At 35.2% G+C, this 25,170-nt stretch carries 8 protein-coding genes; 7 read left to right on the top strand and 1 reads right to left on the bottom strand.

From position 1 onward, the window contains the following. The first annotated feature begins 11 nt into the window (after window positions 1–11). The 7 genes from ATE84_RS18985 to ATE84_RS18955 all read left to right on the top strand — a co-directional run bounded on the left by ATE84_RS18985 (window position 12) and on the right by ATE84_RS18955 (window position 24,258). On the top strand, window positions 12–968 hold the full coding sequence (locus ATE84_RS18985) for a type IX secretion system membrane protein PorP/SprF (protein WP_101449458.1): 957 nt from the start codon (window positions 12–14) through the stop codon (window positions 966–968). Between the two features lie 1,097 nt (window positions 969–2,065). Further along, window positions 2,066–17,554: a gliding motility-associated C-terminal domain-containing protein gene (locus tag ATE84_RS18980; protein WP_233195845.1), complete on the top strand. Its 15,489-nt coding sequence runs from the start codon at window positions 2,066–2,068 to the stop codon at window positions 17,552–17,554. 71 nt (window positions 17,555–17,625) lie between these two features. Further along, a complete protein-coding gene (locus ATE84_RS18975; protein WP_101449456.1) occupies window positions 17,626–18,582 on the top strand; it encodes a type IX secretion system membrane protein PorP/SprF in 957 nt (318 codons plus the stop codon). A gap of 86 nt (window positions 18,583–18,668) precedes the next feature. After that, window positions 18,669–20,639: an OmpA family protein gene (locus tag ATE84_RS18970; RefSeq protein WP_101449455.1), complete on the top strand. Its 1,971-nt coding sequence runs from the start codon at window positions 18,669–18,671 to the stop codon at window positions 20,637–20,639. Window positions 20,640–20,761: 122 nt separating this feature from the next. Next, on the top strand, window positions 20,762–21,577 hold the full coding sequence (locus tag ATE84_RS18965; protein ID WP_101449454.1) for a mechanosensitive ion channel family protein: 816 nt from the start codon (window positions 20,762–20,764) through the stop codon (window positions 21,575–21,577). A 1,618-nt stretch (window positions 21,578–23,195) separates the two neighbouring features. Then, on the top strand, window positions 23,196–23,849 hold the full coding sequence (locus ATE84_RS18960; protein ID WP_101449453.1) for an RNA methyltransferase: 654 nt from the start codon (window positions 23,196–23,198) through the stop codon (window positions 23,847–23,849). A 43-nt stretch (window positions 23,850–23,892) separates the two neighbouring features. Then, on the top strand, window positions 23,893–24,258 hold the full coding sequence (locus ATE84_RS18955; protein ID WP_101449452.1) for a VOC family protein: 366 nt from the start codon (window positions 23,893–23,895) through the stop codon (window positions 24,256–24,258). Window positions 24,259–24,279: 21 nt separating this feature from the next. Here the strand turns inward: ATE84_RS18955 and ATE84_RS18950 are convergent, their stop codons facing one another. Next, window positions 24,280–25,044 carry a carboxypeptidase-like regulatory domain-containing protein gene (locus ATE84_RS18950; protein ID WP_101449451.1) on the bottom strand — a complete coding sequence of 255 codons (765 nt, stop codon included), beginning with the start codon at window positions 25,042–25,044 and terminating at the stop codon, window positions 24,280–24,282. Between the last annotated feature and the right edge of the window lie 126 nt (window positions 25,045–25,170).

Here is a 25,170-nt window from a genome sequence, read left to right as displayed (position 1 = left end):
TATTAAAGCGGATGAAAAAAATAAGAATAATAGTTGTGACATCGTTTTTGAGCATTATGTTTTTTAACAGTTATGCAAAACAAGATGCTCAGTACACTCAGTATATGTATAACACTATAAGTGTTAATCCTGCCTATGCTGGTAGTCGAGGGGTAATGAGTATTATGGGACTTCATCGTAGTCAGTGGGTTGGTTTAGATGGAGCTCCCCGAACCCAGACACTTACCCTTAATACCCCAATTGGGGGTAATGAACGTGTTGGTTTAGGATTATCTATAGTTAATGATGAGATTGGCCCTACAAGTGAGACTTATTTTGATATTGATTTTTCATACACGATTCCTACTTCAGAAACAGGTAAATTAAGCTTAGGTATAAAAGCGGGAGGTCATTTACTGAATGTTGATTTTCAAAAACTATCACAATTCAATACCAATGATGCATTATTTGAGAATAATATAGACAATAAGTTTAGTCCTAATGTTGGAGTTGGAGTTTATTATCATACCGATAAGTTTTATGTAGGTTTAAGTGCTCCCAATTTATTAGAAACGGATCATTTTGATGAGAGTACAACTACAAGTAATAGCGATGCAGTTAGTTTTCTGGCAGAGGAGCGTGTTAATTATTATTTAATAGCAGGTCATGTTTTTGATTTGAGTGATGATGTAAAGTTTAAGCCAGCAGTTTTAGGTAAATTGGTGTTCGGAGCGCCATTACAAGTTGATATTTCAGCTAATTTTTTATTGTATGATCGTTTGACATTGGGAGCTGCTTATCGTTGGAGTGCAGCCTTAAGTGGTACAATAGGGTTTCAGATCTCAGATGCATTAATGATTGGATTTGCATATGATCGAGAAACGACTGAGTTAGGTCAGAGTCAATTTAATGACGGAAGTTATGAGGTATTTCTCAGATTCGAACTCTTCAAAAAATACAATAGAATGCTAACACCTCGTTTCTTTTAACAAAAAAAGTGTTTAGTAAATGATATTAACATTTTTTTAATACTTTTTTTTTGATTTTAAGTACTGGTAATCAATATTTTATGATGAAAGAAAGGGGAAAACGTAATTATTTAAATGTTTTGACATAATGAAAATTACATATTTATGTATAAATTTATAATGTTGAGAAAAACACGGCGGAAGTCGATATTTTAAAATCATTGTTGCGTATATAAAAAAAATACATTAGATAAATATATTTCCAATTTCATCTTTTTGATGTACTTTCTTTTTATGGCACAATAATACTATGCTATAGTTAATTGCATTCCAGTGTTTTTCTTTCCAAATTCAATACATCTAAATTATTGATGTAGCATAATATTTATGAATAACATTACTTTTATTCTCTTATGTAGTATGAGTATTATTATCTATTTTAATTGGTAAGAGAATAGCGTTTTATGTTAAAAAAATCAAATTGAATGACGAATTTACAGTAACATATATAAAACCCCCTGACAATTATAAAACTTTTGGCGAGCCAGTAGTTGTGAGGATTTGAATAACGATAATTTTAAACTAAATCACCATTATGAGGTTTTCTTTTTTTATATCAAAAGATATATCTACTCTTATACAGAATATTTATACAAATTGCATTCAAAAGCAAGTTGATAATTCAACAAACAAATTACATAACATAGCTTTTAAGAAGAATGCTTTCCATTTTATTGGGAACATATTCTTTTATTGTACACTCCTTTTTAGAAACTTCTTCGGTACTAATAGAGAATTTCCTTATCGTGTTATTAAGAACAGTACAGAAATACATTGTAGTGAATATATTAATTGAAATTGTTTTGGTAGCTAACTTTCAAAAAGAGAGTTTGTTACAATAAATCACAGAATTTAATGAATATTTTGCAAACAGGGTGCGTTTCCGTTTGTCGATTAAAAATGTTCTTTTATCGATTAAACATGTCGATTCGTCTTTGTTTTTAGATTTTTTAACATAAAGCCATGTTAATTTGTAATGATTTTACCTATTAACTTTTGCGGTTTTATTTTAAATCGACTCAAAAAAATAATACAACCTATATTATCCTAAAATGTCTATGGAAACTCTTACTATTTTAAATTATATAAAACAAAAAAGAATCCAATCAGGATTAGTTTTTTTTATGTTTTTGTTTGCTGGATTAGGTTTTTCTTATGCGCAAGCATCATACACTACAAACCCTACAGCATTAGCAATTGCTACAGAATTACAAACGGCAGGTATCGTTATTAGCAATCCTGTTATAACTAAAGATACTTCGACTCAGTTAGGGATATTTTCAAATGGTATAGCTGATGCTAGTTTAAGTGTTGATGACGGGGTAGCTTTTACTACCTCATCTATAGCATCAGCTTTTGATAATCAGAATTCACTTACGGCTAATTCAGATGATTTTGAAGGAGGAATTACCTATGATGATGAAGATTTAGTAAATATAAATACAATCGCTAATCATGATGTTGTTGTTTTCGAGTTTGATTTTATAGCTCAACCTAATTACAAAGGTGTTTTAGTAGAGTATCAATTTGGGTCAGAAGAATACCCTGATTATGTAGGGTCGTCTTTTAATGATGTTTTTGGCTTTTTTGTATCTGATCCATCTGGATCAGATCCTAGTATACCAGATGGAGATGTAAATAATAATAATGTTTATGATTTTGGAGAAGTCCCAGCGTTAAATTTAGCAGTAGTTCCTGGTACTTCTAATCCTGTATCTATTAATAATGTAAATGCTGGCTTTAGAGGATCTTCTGGTGCAGCAGTAGATAATCCAACAATTTTTCCTGATTTAACTCAAGCAACTAATTATGTCAATAATGGTCATATACTCGATAATGACGCTGATCCTAATAATGCTGGCCCAGTTAATGATAATTCAGGAACTAAAACAATTCATATTGAATATAATGGAATAACTAAAAAGTTTGAATCGATTGTAAATCTAATGGTAGGAGTTACTTACCGTATGAAAATTGCCATAGCAGATGTAGGAGATTCATCCTATGATTCTGGGGTTTTTGTATCTAGTGTAGCTGGACTTCCAATTATTATAACAAGTGATGATTCAGGTGTTAGTACAACTTCAGGAGGTGTAGCGGTAGCTAATGTTTTGGTAAATGATGAAGTTGGAGGGGTAACAAATCCTCCTGTTGCCGATGTAGATTTAGTAGAAGTAAGTTCAACAAATCCAGGAGTAACTTTAAATACAAGCACAGGGGCAGTAAATGTAGCACCTGGTACACCTGCAGGCGAATACACATTAGTGTACAATACCTGTAAGCCATCTCCAACAAATTGCGATTCTTCAACAGTTACTGTAACTGTTTTATTAGATTCAGACGGTGATAGTATTGCAGATACTGCTGATCTAGACGACGATAATGATGGGATTTTAGATACCGTTGAGTATGCATGTCCTGGTGCTTCTCCATTTAATCTTCTTTGGGAGAATCAATCAGACCCAAATGGTAGTTTAGATTTTGATTTTATAGATATTGATGGTTCTGGAGTTAATTTAAATATTACATCGAGTTACAACGGAGGTGTTATAGCAGCTTCAGATTCTCCAGACTATAGCCCATCAGCAGGAGGTACCTTACAATTTGGTATGAATGGATCTGATATAAATGACGATACACAAAATTCAGTTTTCACGTTAACTTTTTCACAAGACGTACTAATTGGAAATCCATTTAATATCTATGATATAGATAGAAATGATGATGCTTTTCAGGATGCCATAAAAATTGAAGCTTTCGATGTTAATAATAACCCAGTTGCAATCTCAACAACCCTAGGTAGTGCTTTAGTTTTTAATAGCGAAGGTTTTATTGTTGATGAACTCGATACGGATGGCTCAGGAACTACAGATGCTACAAATATTGCAACGTTTTCTATTAATAACCCTATAAGATCTCTTGTTATAACTTATGATTTAGGAGATGGAGGTACACCACCAGGAGACACGGACCCTGGTAACCAAATAGTTTGGTTGGATGATTTTCAGAATATTACTGCTATATGCGATACAGATGGCGATAGTATTCCTGATTATTTAGATGTAGACGCAGATAATGATGGTATCTATGATGTAGTAGAATCAGGCGGAACCCCAAGTACTACAAACTTAGGGCAGGCAGATGGAGCAGTAGGTACTACGCCAACTACCAATGGTATACCAAGTTCTGCAGGAACAGGGACAACACCAACCAATACAGTAGGTACAAGTCCAGCAGATTACCTAAACACCGATAGTGATGACGATGGTTGTAACGATGCCAATGAAGCTTATAATACAAGTTATGCTAACTATCAAAGTTCACCAGCAGATTCTAATGCAGATGGAACCTATGGTGGTGTAGTGGATAATACAGGAGTTACTACAAACGGTGCTATTACAGGATTAACCTATACTACCGATGCTACCCGTTTAGGCAATGTAACCAATAATTCAGCTATTGTTTGTGAACCAGATTCTGATGGTGATGGTATTGCAGATAGTGCTGATTTAGATGATGATAATGATGGTATTTTAGATACAGAGGAATGTAGTTTAACAAGTTTAAATATAAACTGGGCAGATTTAGGGTTAACCGATGCAGGTATAAGTGCTTCAGGCGGACAAACTATAGCAGATATAGGAGCAGTATTATCTATCCCAGAATTAAACGGAGTGGGTGTTACGGTAAGATTTAATACCACAGGCCCCACATCTCCTACTTCCAATTTAGTTGGAAATGCAGGAAGTCCATGGTTAACAGTAGCCAATGCTGTTGGAGGAACACGAACTATAGAAGTATCGTTTACACAATCTTTTGAGAAAATAATGTTAATGTATGATGGCCAGTTTACTGATGGGGAATCTGTGAGTTATAGTCCAGCAGGAGGAGTTTTGTTACAACCAACATCACCACAAGCAGGTTTAACAATAACAGGTGATTCTGTTACGAATCCAGTAGGAGGAGCAGGAACAACAACAGTAGTTTTTCCACAATATGAAATAACAAATGGATCAGCTATAAATCTTACTGCAGCAATAGCATCTGGCGGATTAGTAACAGCATCTCAAAATGGTATATTATTACGTATACAATATAGAATTTGTGATGACGATGGAGATGGAATAGAAAACCGATTAGATGTAGACGCAGATAATGATGGTATCTATGATGTAGTAGAATCAGGCGGAACCCCAAGTACCACAAACTTAGGAGAAGCCGATGGAGCAGTAGGAACTACGCCAACTACCAGAGGAATACCAAGTTCTGCAGGAACAGGAACAACACCAACCAATACAGTAGGTACAAGTCCAGCAGATTACCTAAACACCGAAAGTGATGGTGATGGTTGTAACGATGCCAATGAAGCTTATAATACAAGTTATGCTAACTATCAAAGTTCACCAGCAGATTCTAATGCAGATGGTACCTATGGTGGAGTAGTGGATAATACAGGAGTTACTACAAACGGAGCCATTACAGGATTAACCTATACTACTGATGCTACCCGTTTAGGAAATGTTACTAATAGTACAACTAGTGTTTGCGAAGTCGATTCAGATGGCGATGGTATTCAGGATACAGCAGATTTAGACGATGATAATGATGGTATTTTAGATACAGAGGAATGTGGTTTAACAAGTTTAAATATAAACTGGGCAGATTTAGGGTTAACCGATGCAGGTATAAGTGCTTCAGGCGGACAAACTATAGCAGATATAGGAGCAGTATTATCTATCCCAGAATTAAACGGAGTGGGTGTTACGGTAAGATTTAATACCACAGGCCCCACATCTCCTACTTCCAATTTAGTTGGAAATGCAGGAAGTCCATGGTTAACAGTAGCCAATGCTGTTGGAGGAACACGAACTATAGAAGTATCGTTTACACAATCTTTTGAGAAAATAATGCTAATGTATGATGGCCAGTTTACTGATGGGGAATCTGTGAGTTATAGTCCAGCAGGAGGAGTTTTGTTACAACCAACATCACCACAAGCAGGTTTAACAATAACAGGTGATTCTGTTACGAATCCAGTAGGAGGAGCAGGAACAACAACAGTAGTTTTTCCACAATATGAAATAACAAATGGATCAGCTATAAATCTTACTGCAGCAATAGCATCTGGCGGATTAGTAACAGCATCTCAAAATGGTATATTATTACGTATACAATATAGAATTTGTGATGACGATGGAGATGGAATAGAAAACCGATTAGATGTAGACGCAGATAATGATGGTATCTATGATGTAGTAGAATCAGGCGGAACCCCAAGTACTACAAACTTAGGAGAAGCCGATGGAGCAGTAGGAACTACGCCAACTACCAGAGGAATACCAAGTTCTGCAGGAACAGGAACAACACCAACCAATACAGTAGGTACAAGTCCAGCAGATTACCTAAACACCGAAAGTGATGGTGATGGTTGTAACGATGCCAATGAAGCTTATAATACAAGTTATGCTAACTATCAAAGTTCACCAGCAGATTCTAATGCAGATGGAACCTATGGTGGTGTAGTGGATAACACAGGAGTTACTACAAACGGAGCCATTACAGGTTTAACCTATACTACCGATGTCACTCGTTTAGGGAATGTGACTAATAATACAGCTATTGTTTGTGAACCAGATTCTGATGGTGATGGTATTGTAGATAGTGCTGATTTAGATGATGATAATGATGGTATTAAAGATTTAGAAGAAAATTGTGAGGGATTTAGAGCACAGAATTCAAATGGATCTTGGATAGGAAATACAACAAGTACAGTAACATATACACTTCCAGGTTTTGTATCTCAAAGTAATACAATGAATACAAACGATGGGCAAACTCGTTATTATATTAATGATAACGGAGCAGGAACTAGGGTTGCTAAATCCGGTGATATTATATATACGGTTACTTTTTCCCCAGGAGTTCCTGCAAATGAAATAGGCTTCTACATTAATGATTTTGATGGTGTAAATTCTCCAGGCGGATCTTACATGATTACAGTAAATGGAGGAAGTGCACCACAAGGATTGTTTAGAAGAGCTGAATTATTTTCAAATAAAATGACCTATAATGTGTCTACAGGAACAATATCTAGTTTAGGAGATACAGTAAATAATCAAAGTATTATGTTAGTAGGTAATTCTACAACTCTTATTACAGAGCTGGTTGTTACTAGTTCAAATATTGGGCCTGGTGATAACGTGGCATATTCTATTTTTGGTGCATTAACTTGTGATACTGATGGCGATGGTATTGCAGATTATTTGGATTTAGATGCAGATAATGATGGAATTTATGATGTTGTTGAATCCGGAGGCATAGTAAGTTTGATTCCGGGACAAGAAGGTCGTCATATAGATGATGACAATAATATTAATAATGCAGCTACTAACGGGGTGCCTTCTTTTGCAAATGGAGGAGCAGGGAATACCCCAACAGATACAGGTAGTGATGGTAGTTTAGATTATTTAACTTTAGATAGTGATGGGGATAGTTGTAGTGATGCTAATGAAGCCTACGCTGATGCTAATGCCGATGGTGGTGATGGCGGAGTGTATAATCCTTCAAACACAGCGGCAGAACCTTTAACAGTAGGTGCAGGTACAGTAAATACGAATGGGTTAGTTGTGGCCGCAGCATATACTGATCCGGTAGATGGAGATACGAATTCAACAGATGATTATCAGCAAATCGGAGGTCCTGATGGAGATGGAGATGGTATATCAGATGCTTGCGATCCTACATTTGATGATAATGATGGTGATGGAATAGGTGATGCTGTTGATCTGGATGGTGATAATGATGGGATTCTGGATACAACAGAAAATACCTTAGGAGTAAACCCTTCTGCAGATGCAGATGCAGATGGGATACCCAATTATCAGGATTTTGATAATAATGGAAGTGCTACAGCTCCTGTATGTATAGATGGTAATCTAGATGGGATTTGTGATACATTGGATCCTGCTTTTGATTTTGATGGAGATGGAGTCTCTAATCATTTAGATTTAGACAGTGATAACGACGGAATCACAGACTTAATGGAGTCGGGACAGTTAGATAATGGAGCAGTAGATACAAATCAAGATGGTATTATAGATGGCTTACCTGCTGATTTTGGAGCTAATGGACTTGCTAATGCTATCGAATCAAATGATACTGACACTGCTACCACAGCAAATCCTACAAGTACAGATACAGATGGTAATGCAAACTATATAGATATAGACGCTGATGATGATGGTATTGTAGATAATATAGAAGGGCAATCTACTTCAGGATATCTTCCGCCAAGCGGAAATGATACCGATAATGATGGTATCGATGACCAATATGATGCAAATTGTACTATTGCCATATGCGGATTAAATGGAACTCCTATAACACCAGAAAATACAGATGGTCTTGCAGACGGTGCAGATTATATAGATTTGAACTCTGATGAAGATGGAGAAAGTGATACTATTGAAGCCTATGATAGTAATGATGATGGTGTAATAGATGCAACAGACACTATTGGAACCACTCCAGATTTAAGTCTATTGGGAACCGATAGTGATGGGGATGGGTTAGATGATGAATTTGATATAGATGGTGCGAGTACTACAAATGCTGGTGGATCAAATAATGGAGGGCAGACGGCCAATAACCCTTTTCCTGATACAGATAACCCAGGAGGAGATCCAGATTGGAGAGCTATTGATGATGCAGTGGACTTAGTAATTGCTAAGACTGTTGATAATGGTACTCCTAATGAAGGAAGTAATGTTACCTATACGATAACAGTAACTAATAATGGGGCTGCTCAAGCGACTAATGTAGTTCTTACAGATGTATTGCCAACAGGGGTAACTTATGTAAGTGATACCGGATCAGGAGCATATGTTTCAGCAACAGGAGTATGGACAGTTGGAACAATCAACAATACAGGTGTTGCTACACTTGATATTGTTGCTAGTGTTGATGTTGGTACAAGTGGAGATACGATTACTAATACCGTTACAGGAGTTAGTTTAGATCAAACAGATAATAATACGACACCTGATGATCCAAGTGAAGATATTGTAGTTAATAATGTGGTGGACTTAGTAGTTGCCAAGACAGTTGATAATGGTACTCCTAATGAAGGAAGTAATGTTACCTATACGATAACCGTGACTAACAATGGTCCTGCTCAAGCGACTAATGTAGTTCTTACAGATGTACTACCAGCAGGAGTAACCTTTGTTAGTGCTACTCCAGCAGCAGATTATAATGCTGCAGTAGGGGTATGGACAGTTGGTACGATCAATAGTACAGGAGTTGCTACACTTAATATTGTTGCTAGTGTTGATGTTGGTACAAGTGGAGATACGATTACTAATACTGTTACAGGAGTTAGTTTAGATCAAACAGATAATAATACGACACCTGATGATCCAAGTGAAGATATTGTAGTTAATAATGTGGTGGACTTAGTAGTTGCCAAGACAGTTGATAATGGTACTCCTAATGAAGGAAGTAATGTTACCTATACGATAACCGTGACTAACAATGGTCCTGCTCAAGCAACTAGTGTAGTTCTTACAGATGTACTGCCAACAGGGGTAACTTATGTAAGTGATACCGGATCAGGAGCGTATGTTTCAGCAACAGGCGTATGGACAGTTGGAACAATCAATAGTACAGGAGTTGCTACACTTAATATTGTAGCTAGTGTTGATGTTGGTACAAGTGGAGATACGATTACTAATACTGTTACAGGAGTTAGTTTAGATCAAACAGATAATAATACGACACCTGATGATCCAATTGAAAATATTGTAGTTAATAATGTGGTGGACTTAGTAGTTGCCAAGACAGTTGATAATGGTACTCCTAATGAAGGAAGTAATGTTACCTATACGATAACAGTAACTAACAATGGTCCTGCTCAAGCGACTAGTGTAGTTCTTACAGATGTATTGCCAACAGGGGTAACTTATGTAAGTGATACCGGATCAGGAGCGTATGTTTCAGCAACAGGCGTATGGACAGTTGGTACGATCAATAGTACAGGAGTTGCTACACTTAATATTGTAGCTAGTGTTGATGTTGGTACAAGTGGAGATACGATTACTAATACTGTTACAGGAGTTAGTTTAGATCAAACAGATAATAATACGACACCTGATGATCCAAGTGAAGATATTGTAGTGAATAATGTGGTGGACTTAGTAGTTGCCAAGACAGTTGATAATGGTACTCCTAATGAAGGAAGTAATGTTACCTATACGATAACAGTAACTAACAATGGTCCTGCTCAAGCGACTAGTGTAGTTCTTATAGATGTATTGCCAACAGGGGTAACTTATGTAAGTGATACCGGATCAGGAGCGTATGTTTCAGCAACAGGAGTATGGACAGTTGGTACGATCAATAGTACAGGAGTTGCTACACTTGATATTGTTGCTAGTGTTGATGTTGGTACAAGTGGAGATACGATTACTAATACTGTTACAGGAGTTAGTTTAGATCAAACAGATAATAATACGACACCTGATGATCCAAGTGAAGATATTGTAGTGAATAATGTGGTGGACTTAGTAGTTGCCAAGACAGTTGATAATGGTACTCCTAATGAAGGAAGTAATGTTACCTATACGATAACCGTGACTAACAATGGTCCAGCTCAAGCGACTAATGTAGTTCTTACAGATGTATTGCCAGCAGGAGTAACCTTTGTTAGTGCTACTCCAGCAGCAGATTATAATGCTGCAGTAGGGGTATGGACAGTTGGTACGATCAATAGTACAGGAGTTGCTACACTTGATATTGTAGCTAGTGTTGATGTTGGTACAAGTGGAGATACGATTACTAATACCGTTACAGGAGTTAGTTTAGATCAAACAGATAATAATACGACACCTGATGATCCAAGTGAAGATATTGTAGTTAATAATGTGGTGGACTTAGTAGTTGCTAAGACAGTTGATAATGGTACTCCTAATGAAGGAAGTAATGTTACCTATACGATAACCGTGACTAACAATGGCCCTGCTCAAGCAACTAGTGTAGTTCTTACAGATGTACTGCCAACAGGGGTAACTTATGTAAGTGATACCGGATCAGGAGCGTATGTTTCAGCAACAGGCGTATGGACAGTTGGAACAATCAATAGTACAGGAGTTGCTACACTTAATATTGTAGCTAGTGTTGATGTTGGTACAAGTGGAGATACGATTACTAATACTGTTACAGGAGTTAGTTTAGATCAAACAGATAATAATACGACACCTGATGATCCAAGTGAAGATATTGTAGTTAATAATGTGGTGGACTTAGTAGTTGCTAAGACAGTTGATAATGGTACTCCTAATGAAGGAAGTAATGTTACCTATACGATAACAGTAACTAACAATGGTCCTGCTCAAGCGACTAGTGTAGTTCTTACAGATGTACTGCCAACAGGGGTAACTTATGTAAGTGATACCGGATCAGGAGCGTATGTTTCAGCAACAGGAGTATGGACAGTTGGTACGATCAATAGTACAGGAGTTGCTACACTTAATATTGTAGCTAGTGTTGATGTTGGTACAAGTGGAGATACGATTACTAATACTGTTACAGGAGTTAGTTTAGATCAAACAGATAATAATACGACACCTGATGATCCAAGTGAAGATATTGTAGTGAATAATGTGGTGGACTTAGTAGTTGCCAAGACAGTTGATAATGGTACTCCTAATGAAGGAAGTAATGTTACCTATACGATAACAGTAACTAACAATGGTCCTGCTCAAGCGACTAGTGTAGTTCTTATAGATGTATTGCCAACAGGGGTAACTTATGTAAGTGATACCGGATCAGGAGCGTATGTTTCAGCAACAGGCGTATGGACAGTTGGAACAATCAATAGTACAGGAGTTGCTACACTTGATATTGTTGCTAGTGTTGATGTTGGTACAAGTGGAGATACGATTACTAATACTGTTACAGGAGTTAGTTTAGATCAAACAGATAATAATACGACACCAGATGATCCAAGTGAAGATATTGTAGTGAATAATGTGGTGGACTTAGTAGTTGCCAAGACAGTTGATAATGGTACTCCTAATGAAGGAAGTAATGTTACCTATACGATAACCGTGACTAACAATGGTCCAGCTCAAGCGACTAATGTAGTTCTTACAGATGTACTACCAGCAGGAGTAACCTTTGTTAGTGCTACTCCAGCAGTAGATTATAATGCTGCAGTAGGAGTATGGACAGTTGGAACAATCAATAGTACAGGAGTTGCTACACTTGATATTGTAGCTAGTGTTGATGTTGGTACAAGTGGAGATACGATTACTAATACCGTTACAGGAGTTAGTTTAGATCAAACAGATAATAATACGACACCTGATGATCCAAGTGAAGATATTGTAGTTAATAATGTGGTGGACTTAGTAGTTGCTAAGACAGTTGATAATGGTACTCCTAATGAAGGAAGTAATGTTACCTATACGATAACCGTGACTAACAATGGCCCTGCTCAAGCGACTAGTGTAGTTCTTACAGATGTACTGCCAACAGGGGTAACTTATGTAAGTGATACCGGATCAGGAGCGTATGTTTCAGCAACAGGAGTATGGACAGTTGGAACAATCAATAGTACAGGAGTTGCTACACTTAATATTGTAGCTAGTGTTGATGTTGGTACAAGTGGAGATACGATTACTAATACTGTTACAGGAGTTAGTTTAGATCAAACAGATAATAATACGACACCAGATGATCCAAGTGAAGATATTGTAGTGAATAATGTGGTGGACTTAGTAGTTGCCAAGACAGTTGATAATGGTACTCCTAATGAAGGAAGTAATGTTACCTATACGATAACCGTGACTAACAATGGCCCTGCTCAAGCGACTAATGTAGTTCTTACAGATGTATTGCCAACAGGGGTAACTTATGTAAGTGATACCGGATCAGGAGCGTATGTTTCAGCAACAGGAGTATGGACAGTTGGTACGATCAATAGTACAGGAGTTGCTACACTTGATATTGTTGCTAGTGTTGATGTTGGTACAAGTGGAGATACGATTACTAATACTGTTACAGGAGTTAGTTTAGATCAAACAGATAATAATACGACACCTGATGATCCAAGTGAAGATATTGTAGTGAATAATGTGGTGGATTTAGTAGTTGCCAAGACAGTTGATAATGGTACTCCTAATGAAGGAAGTAATGTTACCTATACGATAACCGTGACTAACAATGGTCCTGCTCAAGCGACTAGTGTAGTTCTTACAGATGTACTGCCAGCAGGGGTAACTTATGTAAGTGATACCGGATCAGGAGCGTATGTTTCAGCAACAGGAGTATGGACAGTTGGAACAATCAATAGTACAGGAGTTGCTACACTTAATATTGTAGCTAGTGTTGATGTTGGTACAAGTGGAGATACGATTACTAATACCGTTACAGGAGTTAGTTTAGATCAAACAGATAATAATACGACACCTGATGATCCAAGTGAAGACATTGTAGTTAATAATGTGGTGGATTTAGTAGTTGCCAAGACAGTTGATAATGGTACTCCTAATGAAGGAAGTAATGTTACCTATACGATAACCGTGACTAACAATGGTCCAGCTCAAGCGACTAATGTAGTTCTTACAGATGTACTACCAGCAGGAGTAACCTTTGTTAGTGCTACTCCAGCAGTAGATTATAATGCTGCAGTAGGAGTATGGACAGTTGGAACAATCAATAGTACAGGAGTTGCTACACTTGATATTGTAGCTAGTGTTGATGTTGGTACAAGTGGAGATACGATTACTAATACCGTTACAGGAGTTAGTTTAGATCAAACAGATAATAATACGACACCTGATGATCCAAGTGAAGATATTGTAGTTAATAATGTGGTGGACTTAGTAGTTGCTAAGACAGTTGATAATGGTACTCCTAATGAAGGAAGTAATGTTACCTATACGATAACCGTGACTAACAATGGCCCTGCTCAAGCGACTAGTGTAGTTCTTACAGATGTACTGCCAACAGGGGTAACTTATGTAAGTGATACCGGATCAGGAGCGTATGTTTCAGCAACAGGAGTATGGACAGTTGGAACAATCAATAGTACAGGAGTTGCTACACTTAATATTGTAGCTAGTGTTGATGTTGGTACAAGTGGAGATACGATTACTAATACTGTTACAGGAGTTAGTTTAGATCAAACAGATAATAATACGACACCTGATGATCCAAGTGAAGATATTGTAGTGAATAATGTGGTGGACTTAGTAGTTGCCAAGACAGTTGATAATGGTACTCCTAATGAAGGAAGTAATGTTACCTATACGATAACCGTGACTAACAATGGCCCTGCTCAAGCGACTAATGTAGTTCTTACAGATGTATTGCCAACAGGGGTAACTTATGTAAGTGATACCGGATCAGGAGCGTATGTTTCAGCAACAGGAGTATGGACAGTTGGTACGATCAATAGTACAGGAGTTGCTACACTTGATATTGTTGCTAGTGTTGATGTTGGTACAAGTGGAGATACGATTACTAATACTGTTACAGGAGTTAGTTTAGATCAAACAGATAATAATACGACACCTGATGATCCAAGTGAAGATATTGTAGTGAATAATGTGGTGGATTTAGTAGTTGCCAAGACAGTTGATAATGGTACTCCTAATGAAGGAAGTAATGTTACCTATACGATAACCGTGACTAACAATGGTCCTGCTCAAGCGACTAGTGTAGTTCTTACAGATGTACTGCCAGCAGGGGTAACTTATGTAAGTGATACCGGATCAGGAGCGTATGTTTCAGCAACAGGAGTATGGACAGTTGGAACAATCAATAGTACAGGAGTTGCTACACTTAATATTGTAGCTAGTGTTGATGTTGGTACAAGTGGAGATACGATTACTAATACCGTTACAGGAGTTAGTTTAGATCAAACAGATAATAATACGACACCTGATGATCCAAGTGAAGACATTGTAGTTAATAATGTGGTGGATTTAGTAGTTGCCAAGACAGTTGATAATGGTACTCCTAATGAAGGAAGTAATGTTACCTATACGATAACCGTGACTAACAATGGCCCTGCTCAAGCGACTAGTGTAGTTCTTACAGATGTATTGCCAACAGGGGTAACTTATGTAAGTGATACCGGATCAGGAGCGTATGTTTCAGCAACAGGAGTATGGACAGTTGGTACGATCAATAGTACAGGAGTTGCTACACTTAATATTGTAGCTAGTGTTGATGTTGGTACAAGTGGAGATACGATTACTAATACCGTTACAGGAGTTAGTTTAGATCAAACAGATAATGATACGACACCTGATGATCCAAGTGAAGATATTGTAGTGAATAATGATGCAGATCTGGCAGTGAGTAAAACAGTTGATAATAGCACTCCAAATGAGGGAGATACAATTACTTATACAATAGACGTAACCAATAATGGAGTTGCACAAGCAACAAATCTGGTTATTACTGACTTGCTTCCTTCTGGAGTAACGTATGTTAATGATATTCCATCTCAAGGATCCTATGTTCCTGCATCTGGTAATTGGGTCATAGGCGATTTGGCAAGCGGAGTTAACACTACATTGGATATTATAGTAACTATAGATTCTGGTACTAGTGGAAATACAATCAATAATGTGATTACATTTGTAATGGATCAAAATGATCCTAATCCTACCAATAATGACCTTGAAGAAGAAATCGTTATAGGTAATGAAGCTGATCTAGAAATTACCAAAACAGTTAATGATAGTGCACCGACAGAAGGAGATACAATTACATATACAATTACAGTACGTAATAATGGAGAAGCTCAAACTACTAGTTTACTTATTAATGACCTCTTACCAGTAGGGTTGACTTATGTTTCAAATACGTCAAGTTTAGGAACTTATGATAATGTTACAGGTAATTGGACTATTGGTAACTTAAGCACAGGAGTTACAGCTATATTGAGTATTGATGCTACAGTAGATATAGGAACGAGTGGTACTACTATCAATAATGTAATTACCTATACAATGGATCAAACAGATCCTGATCTTACTAATAATGATCTCGAAGAAGAGATTAATGTGATAGGAGATATTGATTTTGTAGTAATTAAATCAATAATTGAGCCAGGTCCATACGTGCTCGGAGGAATATATACGTATAGTATTATTCTGTCTAACACTGGACCAGCACAAGCGACTAATGTTTCAATTACAGATCAACTACCAACAGGAGTGACGTATGTGTCAGATACACCAGATCAAGGAATTTTTGATGTAAGTACCGGAGTTTGGACTGTAGGAACAATACCATCCGGAGAACTAAGAATGTTAACTATAAGTTTTTCAGTAGATAATAATACAGCAGGAACTACTATTACCAATAGAATAACAGATGTAACACTCGATCAAAATGATCTAAATAATACTCCTGATGATCTTGAAGAAATAATTACTATAGATGGAGATAATGATAATGATGGAGTTTCTGATAGTATAGATCTTGATGATGATAATGATGGTATTTTGGATACAGTAGAAGGCACAATAGATAGCGATGGAGATGGTATTATAGATTCTTTTGATCAAGATGCTGATAATGATGGTATTCCTGATAATGTTGAAGCGCAATCTACAGATGGATACATACCACCTAGTGGTAACGATTCAGATGGAGATGGATTAGATGATGCATATGAAGGAGTTGGTAATGAAGGAATAACACCAGAGAATACAGATGGAAATGATACTCCGGATTATCTGGATGAGGATAGTGATAATGATGGTATTCCTGATTCGACTGAAGGTTTCGATTATGATAACGATGGAGAACCGGATACGTTACCTAGTGGTAATGATGTAGATGGAGACGGATTAGATGACGCTTACGATGGAGATACAACAGGTTATGGAGATCCAAATGGAAATATTGTAGATAGTAATCCTGATACAGATCTGAATAATACGGATGGAGAAGATGAACCGGATTATAGAGATAATGATGATGACGGAGATGGAGTTGATACTGTAGAAGAAAATTATGATAACGATAATGACCCTTCTGATACAGATACAGATGGAGATGGAACACCTGATTATCTGGATACTGATGATGATAATGATGGTATTCTTACTGTTGATGAAAATCCAGATCCTAATGGAGATGGAAACCCAGACGATGCTGTTGATACAGATGGTAATGGTACTCCTGATTATCTAGAGCCTAACGGACCAACAGGAGAAGGTGAAGATGGAATAACAGTCTTTACTGGAATGTCGCCAAATGGAGATGGTGTTAATGATGTATTTATAATTAGTGGAATAGAAAGATTAGAGAACACCTTAGAGATATACAACCGTTGGGGAGTTAAAGTGTATGGAGCTAAAAACTATGGAAGAAACGATAACTTCTTTAGAGGATTCTCTAATGGAAGAACTACAATAGAAGAGACAGATCAATTACCAGTAGGTACCTATTATTATGTTTTAGAGTATGTTCTAGAATCAGGTGAACATAAGAGTAAAGCAGGTTACTTATACATTAACAGATAATCAATCAAAACTTAAATTTCTACGAGTGTTAACACACACGTGAGTGAAATAAAAATGTTAAATTAGAGCGGATGAAAAAAATAAGAATAATAGTTGTGACATCGTTTTTGAGCATTATGTTTTTTAACAGTTATGCGCAACAAGATGCTCAGTACACTCAGTATATGTATAACACTATAAGTGTTAATCCTGCCTATGCTGGTAGTCGAGGGGTAATGAGTATTATGGGTCTTCATCGTAGTCAGTGGGTTGGTTTAGATGGAGCTCCCCGAACCCAGACTCTTACTCTTAATACTCCAATTGGGGGTAATGAACGCGTTGGTTTAGGTTTGTCTATTGTTAATGATGAGATTGGCCCTACAAGTGAAACCTATTTTGATATTGATTTTTCATACACGATCCCAACTTCAGAAACAGGTAAATTAAGCTTAGGAATAAAAGCGGGAGGTCATTTACTGAATGTTGATTTTCAGAAGCTATCACAGTTCAATACCAATGATGCATTATTTGAGAATAATATAGATAATAAGTTTAGTCCTAATGTTGGAGTTGGAGTTTATTACCACACCAATAAGTTTTATGTAGGTTTAAGTGCTCCCAATTTATTAGAGACGGATCATTTTGATGAGAGTACAACTACAAGTAATAGTGATGCAGTTAGTTTTCTGGCCGAGGAGCGTGTTAATTATTATTTAATAGCAGGTCATGTTTTTGATTTGAGTGATGATGTAAAGTTTAAGCCAGCAGTTTTGGGTAAGTTGGTGTTCGGAGCGCCTTTACAAGTAGATGTTTCAGCAAATTTTTTATTGTATGATCGTTTGACATTGGGAGCTGCTTATCGTTGGAGTGCAGCCTTAAGTGGTACAATAGGGTTTCAGATCTCAGATGCATTAATGATTGGATTTGCATATGATCGAGAAACGACTGAGTTAGGTCAGAGTCAATTTAATGACGGAAGTTATGAGGTATTTCTCAGATTCGAGCTCTTCAAAAAATACAATAGAATGTTAACACCTCGTTTCTTTTAATTTGTATTCAGAGATGTTAAGCCTTCAAAAAAAGATTAGAACTTTAATAAAACCTAGTTTTTAGAATTAAATAAAAACGAAAAACTATGAATTTTACCAAATACTTTATAAATATATCCTTAAGTATGTTGTTGTCGGGTATTGCATTTTCTCAAGAAAAGCGTATGGCAAAAGCTGATGAAAGCTTTAATCGTTATGCCTTTGTGGATGCTCGTAAAATATATCTTCAAGTTGCAGAAAGTGGTTATGAATCTGCGAATTTGTTTAAAAAACTTGGAGACTCTTATTATTTTAATGCCCGGTTAGAGGATGCGATTCCTTGGTATGAAAAGTTAACTACCAAATATGCAGATGATATCAATCCTGAATATTTATTTAGATACTCTCAAAGTTTAAAAAGTATACAACGATATGAGGAAGCAGATAAAATAATGGAGCAATTCAATACGATAACAGGTAATGATCAAAGAGCAGAATCTTTTATGAATACCAGAGATTACTTGAAGTTTATTGAAATGCAATCAGGTAAATTTAGACTGTTAAAACTAAGTGTAAATTCTAAATACTCTGATTATGCGCCTAGTTTTAATAATCAAGGAAAGTTAATTTTTGCATCTTCTAGAGGAGGAGGAAGTGGAATGAGTAAGACTGTACATGAATGGAATGAAATGCCATTTCTCGACCTGTTTTCTTCGACAATTATTGAATCTAATGGGATTTTGCAAACACCCAAAAAATTAAAAGGAAAAATAAATACAAAATTTCACGAATCATCTACTTCATTTAGTAGTGATGGGCAAACAGTATATTTTACTCGTAATAATTATATTAAAAGAAAATTAGGATCTAATGTAGAGGGTACCATATTATTAAAAATATATAGAGCAACACTCGAAAATGATAAATGGACAAATATAGAAGAGCTGTCTTTTAATAGTAATGAATATTCTGTAGCTCATCCTGCATTAAGTGCAGATGGAACCAAACTTTATTTTGCAAGTGATATGCCCGATAGCAGAGGTCTTTCTGACTTATATGTTATTGACATACATGAAGATGGTACTTTTGGTGAGCCTCAAAATCTAGGAGATAAAATTAATACAGAAGGAAGAGAAACCTTTCCGTATGTTAGCAATTCGGGACGATTGTATTTTGCAAGTGATGGGCATATTGGTTTAGGAGGATTGGATGTTTTTGTAACTGTTCCTGAGAAAGAAGGAGAGTTTTCTATCCCTTATAATGTAGGGAAACCAGTAAATAGTTCTGAAGATGATTTTACTTTTGTATTGAATGAAAATACAAAAATTGGATATTTCTCAAGCAATCGAGCAGGAGGGAAAGGAAATGATGATATTTATAGTTTTAAGCAAACGGAAGAATTAATTACTACTTGTAATCAATATGTTACTGGCGTGATCACAGATGCTAACTCTAGAGAAGTTTTGGTAGATGCCGAAGTATTTTTATTAGATGATACCAATAACGAATTATTGCGTACCGTTACAGATACAAAAGGAATGTATAAGTTTGATCTTGATTGTGATACATCATATATTATTAGAGCAAACAAGATAGAATATAGTCCTACTGAAGTGCCTCTTACGGCAAATAATGTATTAGAACATAAACATGATCTGGCCTTACAACTTAGTAAAGGCGGATTGATTGAAAAAGAATTAAAACCAGGTGATGATTTGGCTAAGCTATTGGATTTGGAGATCATATATTTTGATTTGAATAAATCTTTTATAAGATCAGATGCAGAAATAGAATTGCAAAAAATCATTGCGGCACTTAAAGAATATCCTAATTTAAGGATCGATGTAAGATCTCATACAGATAGCAGGGCTGATGATGACTATAATATGTATTTAAGTGAACGAAGAGCAAAAAGTACGATTAAGTATATAGTTGAAAAAGGTAAGATAGACAGATCTCGTGTAACGGGTAGAGGATATGGTGAAACTTCACTTATTAATAAATGTGTAGATGGTATATCTTGCAGTGATGCAGAACATCAACTTAACCGTAGAAGTGAATTTATTATACTACAATAAGCATAGTATAGAAAAACGTTTTGGCATTGAATTGATTTAATATACCTTTACTGTTCTAAATTTTATGTCTTGTAGGGTTATTTATAACTACAATATTTCAACAAAAAATAACGCAAATTATAATGGAAAAAGCTCAAGAATGGTTCAATTACGGTATTGAACTGGCAAAAGAATTTGGCCCTAAACTCATTACTGCCATCCTTATTTATATCATAGGATCGTGGGTTATCAAGAAACTGATTAGTAGTGTTAAGAAGGTGATGTCTAAAAGCAAGTATGATGAATCTTTGCAAAAGTTTTTATTGAACTTAATCACTTGGTCTCTAAAAGTATTCCTTATTATTATTGTAATTTCAAGATTAGGAGTAGATGTTACTACTTTTGCTGCTGTAATTGCTGCAGCTGGTTTGGCAGTAGGTTTGGCTCTACAGGGATCTTTATCAAATTTTGCTGGTGGAGTACTCATTATGATTTTTAGACCATATAAAATAGGAGATGTTATAGAGGCACAGGGTATATTGGGCGTAGTTAAAGAAATTGAAATTTTTACAACCAAATTAACTACTCCAGAAAATAAGTTAGCTATTGTTCCTAATGGAGCAATGGCAAATGGTAATATTATTAACTATACTGCAGAAGGTATGATGAGAGTAGATATCACGATAGGTATAGGTTATGATGAAAATATAAAAAATGCAAAAGAAGTATTATTAGGAGTTTTAACATCAAACCCTAAGATAATGAAAGATCCAGCTCCTTCTGTAAATGTTAGTCAATTGGGAGAAAGCTCTGTCGATTTGGCTGTACGACCATACTGCACCCCCGAGGATTATTGGGATGTATATTTTGCTACCTTAGAAAATTGCAAACTAGCGCTTGATGATGCTGGCATAGAAATACCTTACCCACACTCAGTAGAAATAAAAAAAGAAGGCTAATTGTAAAAATAAATTTGTGATTTTTACATAAACCATTTGAATTTAGAGAGTTAAAAATATCAGAAATTAAGATGATAAAACAATATTTCAAATTTTAGTATTCAAAAACAAGATTTATACTTTAATTTAATAAGAAATTACAGTTTACCTGTCAATAATTGACGTTTTTTTAACAAACCAAAATCGGTTAAAGTGTGTTTTTGTCAGTTGAAATACGTGTTTTTGGTTAGTTTTTATAGAATATTCTTACTTTTTTGAAGGCTAATTATCTTTTTTTGTTTTTCTGTATGTATTTTAACTATTTAAAAAACAGCTATTTAAGTGTTTTTTGAGCTGCCTTGTGTGTTAATTTTGTTTACCTTTTTGTAAATATAATTAGTCATTTGTATAATGATGGTTAAACCGTAATAATTATGTGGTATTTCAATGCTCATTTTTGACAAATAGTAACTATCTTTAAGTATTGTTTTTGGACAAAACGTAATGTAATAATTTTAGAATAAAAAACTTGTTTTCTTACCCCTCCCTGAGTTTTATATTCGATATATTGTTTTGAAAAAACATATAATTTTTTCATTTAGGTAGTAGTTATTTACTTTTATGAATAAGCACCATTATTGTCAAATTGAATTAATGAAAAAATAAGAATGCATTACTTTTATTATACATAAAAAAATGCAGAATAATATAAAATCAAAAACTTCTGTTTTTAAGAAGTATATTGATTGTAGTACTAAAATAAAGTTATAATAAATAAATGTGTAAAAACTGTAGATTTTTAATGTTAGTTTCTTTAATATATCATTAAAAATTAAGGTTAAGACAAAAACAACCCCGCGATTGTAAAACTTTGGCGAGCCAACAAAAGCAGGGTCTGAATAGCGATTAATTTAAAATAAATCAATCATTATGAGTGGACTATTATTTCATGCGTCTAGAAATTGTCAATTTCGATTTTCAATTGAAAGGATGCTTATTACCCTTAAGGAAAATTATATATCATTTTTCTCCTCTTTCCAAAAGGCGAAATATAGTAATTCTTTATCTTTTTTACGGACTTACCGTACTTTTTTTATCACTTTCTTAACACGATATACTACCAGAAAAACTATCGCTTTACCTTTTGCTTATTTTATATATAGGCTTAATGTTCAGATTAACAAGTTTTTGGGGCTTTTTGTGGCGCGTATTTACCAAAATTATAAATTATATAACAGCAATATAATAGAGTATAAATTCAGAAATAATGAAAAAGAAAAATTTGACTAATTATAATTCGCATAATTAGTCAGCAAGGAACATTTTGACAATGTGTTTACTTAAACCTTCCGTTTTTAGGGGTAATTTCGGGAGGTTTTTTTTATCTAAAAAAAACAAATGTATAGTAACTAGTTAAGAAAGTAATGTTTGATAGTTTATATCGAATTTAAGTGTTCTTTAAATCTAAATTACATCATACTAGAACTTTGTTGCAATAAGCCATAAGCAATGCAGCATATAAAGCTATGGTGTATATGTTTATGTTAAATTAAGTAGATTGTAAAAGAACTGTCGGATTTTATAACTGGCAGTTCTTTTTTTGGTGAAAAATAGTCGATGTTTTCATATTTTAGCGATTATGATAGATATAAAACTTCTCGAATATTTAGAATCATTTCTTACTCCAAGGAGACAAGGTTTAAATAAAAAAGTTTTGGAACAACGTACAAACCATTTTACTGTAGCAGTGGAGGATGTATATCAATTACATAATACAAGTGCGGTGATTCGTACTTGTGATGTGTTTGGAGTTCAAAATGTACATGTAATTGAAGAAATAAATGCAAAACGTATAGATCGTGAGATTGCAATGGGAGCTCAGAAATGGGTAGATGTTAATCGATACTCAACAACCAAAGAATGTCTTACTACATTACAAAGAAAAGGATATCAAATTGTTGCAACTACCCCTCATGATAATTCTAAAATCTTACGGAATTTTGATATTGATAAACCGTCTGCGTTTTTCTTTGGAAGAGAACAGCAGGGGCTAAGTGATCAGGTTTTGGAAGCAGCAGATGCCAGATTGCATATCCCAATGGTGGGATTTACCGAAAGTCTTAATATTTCAGTTTCTGCTGCAATAATATTACAACATGTCACTTCTAAACTTAAAGAAACAAATATTAATTGGCAATTATCTGAAGAAGAAAAATTAGAAAAACGAATGGAATGGGCAAAGAAAGTAATTAAAAGCCATGAGCAAATTATTGCACGATATCATGAAAATTAGTAACTTTCTAACACCTAACACCTAACACCTAACACCTAACATTATGGTTACTTGGTTCGAAATTCCGGTTATTGATATGAAGAGAGCTAAAGCTTTTTATGAAAAAGTTTTTGACATTGAAATTAGTCTTCAGGATATGGAAGGTGTACAAATGGGTTGGTTTCCTAATCCAAATCAAGTTGGAATTGCTACCGGAACATTGATTTATGCGGGAGAACATTACAAACCTAGCGAGGATGGAGTTTTGGTATACTTTTCTTGTGACAATGTTGCTAATGAAATGAGTAGAGTAGCAGATGCAGGAGGAAAAGTAGTTTTAGACAAAAAGCAAATCTCCGAAGAACATGGATATATGGCGTATTTTATAGACTCTGAAGGAAACAGAATTGCATTACATTCGTTACGGTGATAATATGCTCTTGTATGTAGATTACTTTCTGTCTAATATTTTGTATTCTTCATAACATTCGCTTATTGCATCAAGGATTTGAAGGTCGTTTGCAAATTTTATAAAATCAACAGAGTAGTTACAATTTCGTAAAATCTCATCTATATCCAACCGTCCTACTTGTAGAAGAGCCATTAAGGTCGCACGATCAAATTTAGTCTCCAAAAGATTTCTAATCTCATCGTCCTTCTTCATTTTACGTAACTTTCTTAATTCCTTTGAACGTTTGCTAAATATGTTATACAAAAAATCTGCAGGATTAAAGATAGCCCCAAGTACCTTATTTACAGCTCCGGGTTGTTTATTACCGCCTTCATAACCAGAATTTAATCCAGAAATACTATATCTATAATTGTTGTAAACAGGAATTCTTTTAGCATCGATCTCTAAATAACCAGTAAGTTGTACATCGGCAACGACTACCTCCTCTAGTGCAATTCCTAACTCTGTCATCTTAATCTTAACTTCTCCAAACTTAATCCAATCATTAGTTACCCTAACTTGTAATGGTTTGTATCCAATATAAGAGAAATATAGAGTGTCATTTACTTTTGCAGGAATATTAAAATTCCCTTTTTCATTGGTAATCGTTCCTATTACCTGACTAAGATTTATAATATGAACATTTTCTAGTATCTGATCATTGGCAGCATTTAATACTTTTCCTGATACAGTGCTTGAATCATTTTCCTGAGCATAAGTAATTATGCTTGCAAATAATGCTATGTAAAATAATACTCTTTTCATGTATATAGTATGACGTTCAATTTTAAATAATATAACATAAAAATCGCGCCAAAAATCATATTTGTTTGTTAAGTCTTTATATTCAGTGATTTTCTAAAAAAGTATTTTTTGAATATACAAAAGACA

Origin of the sequence: Aquimarina sp. MAR_2010_214 (assembly GCF_002846555.1) — a bacterium.
Lineage (GTDB): Bacteria > Bacteroidota > Bacteroidia > Flavobacteriales > Flavobacteriaceae > Aquimarina.
Note: the sequence above shows the minus strand (reverse complement) of the source record. Positions and strands in the feature narration are given on the sequence as shown.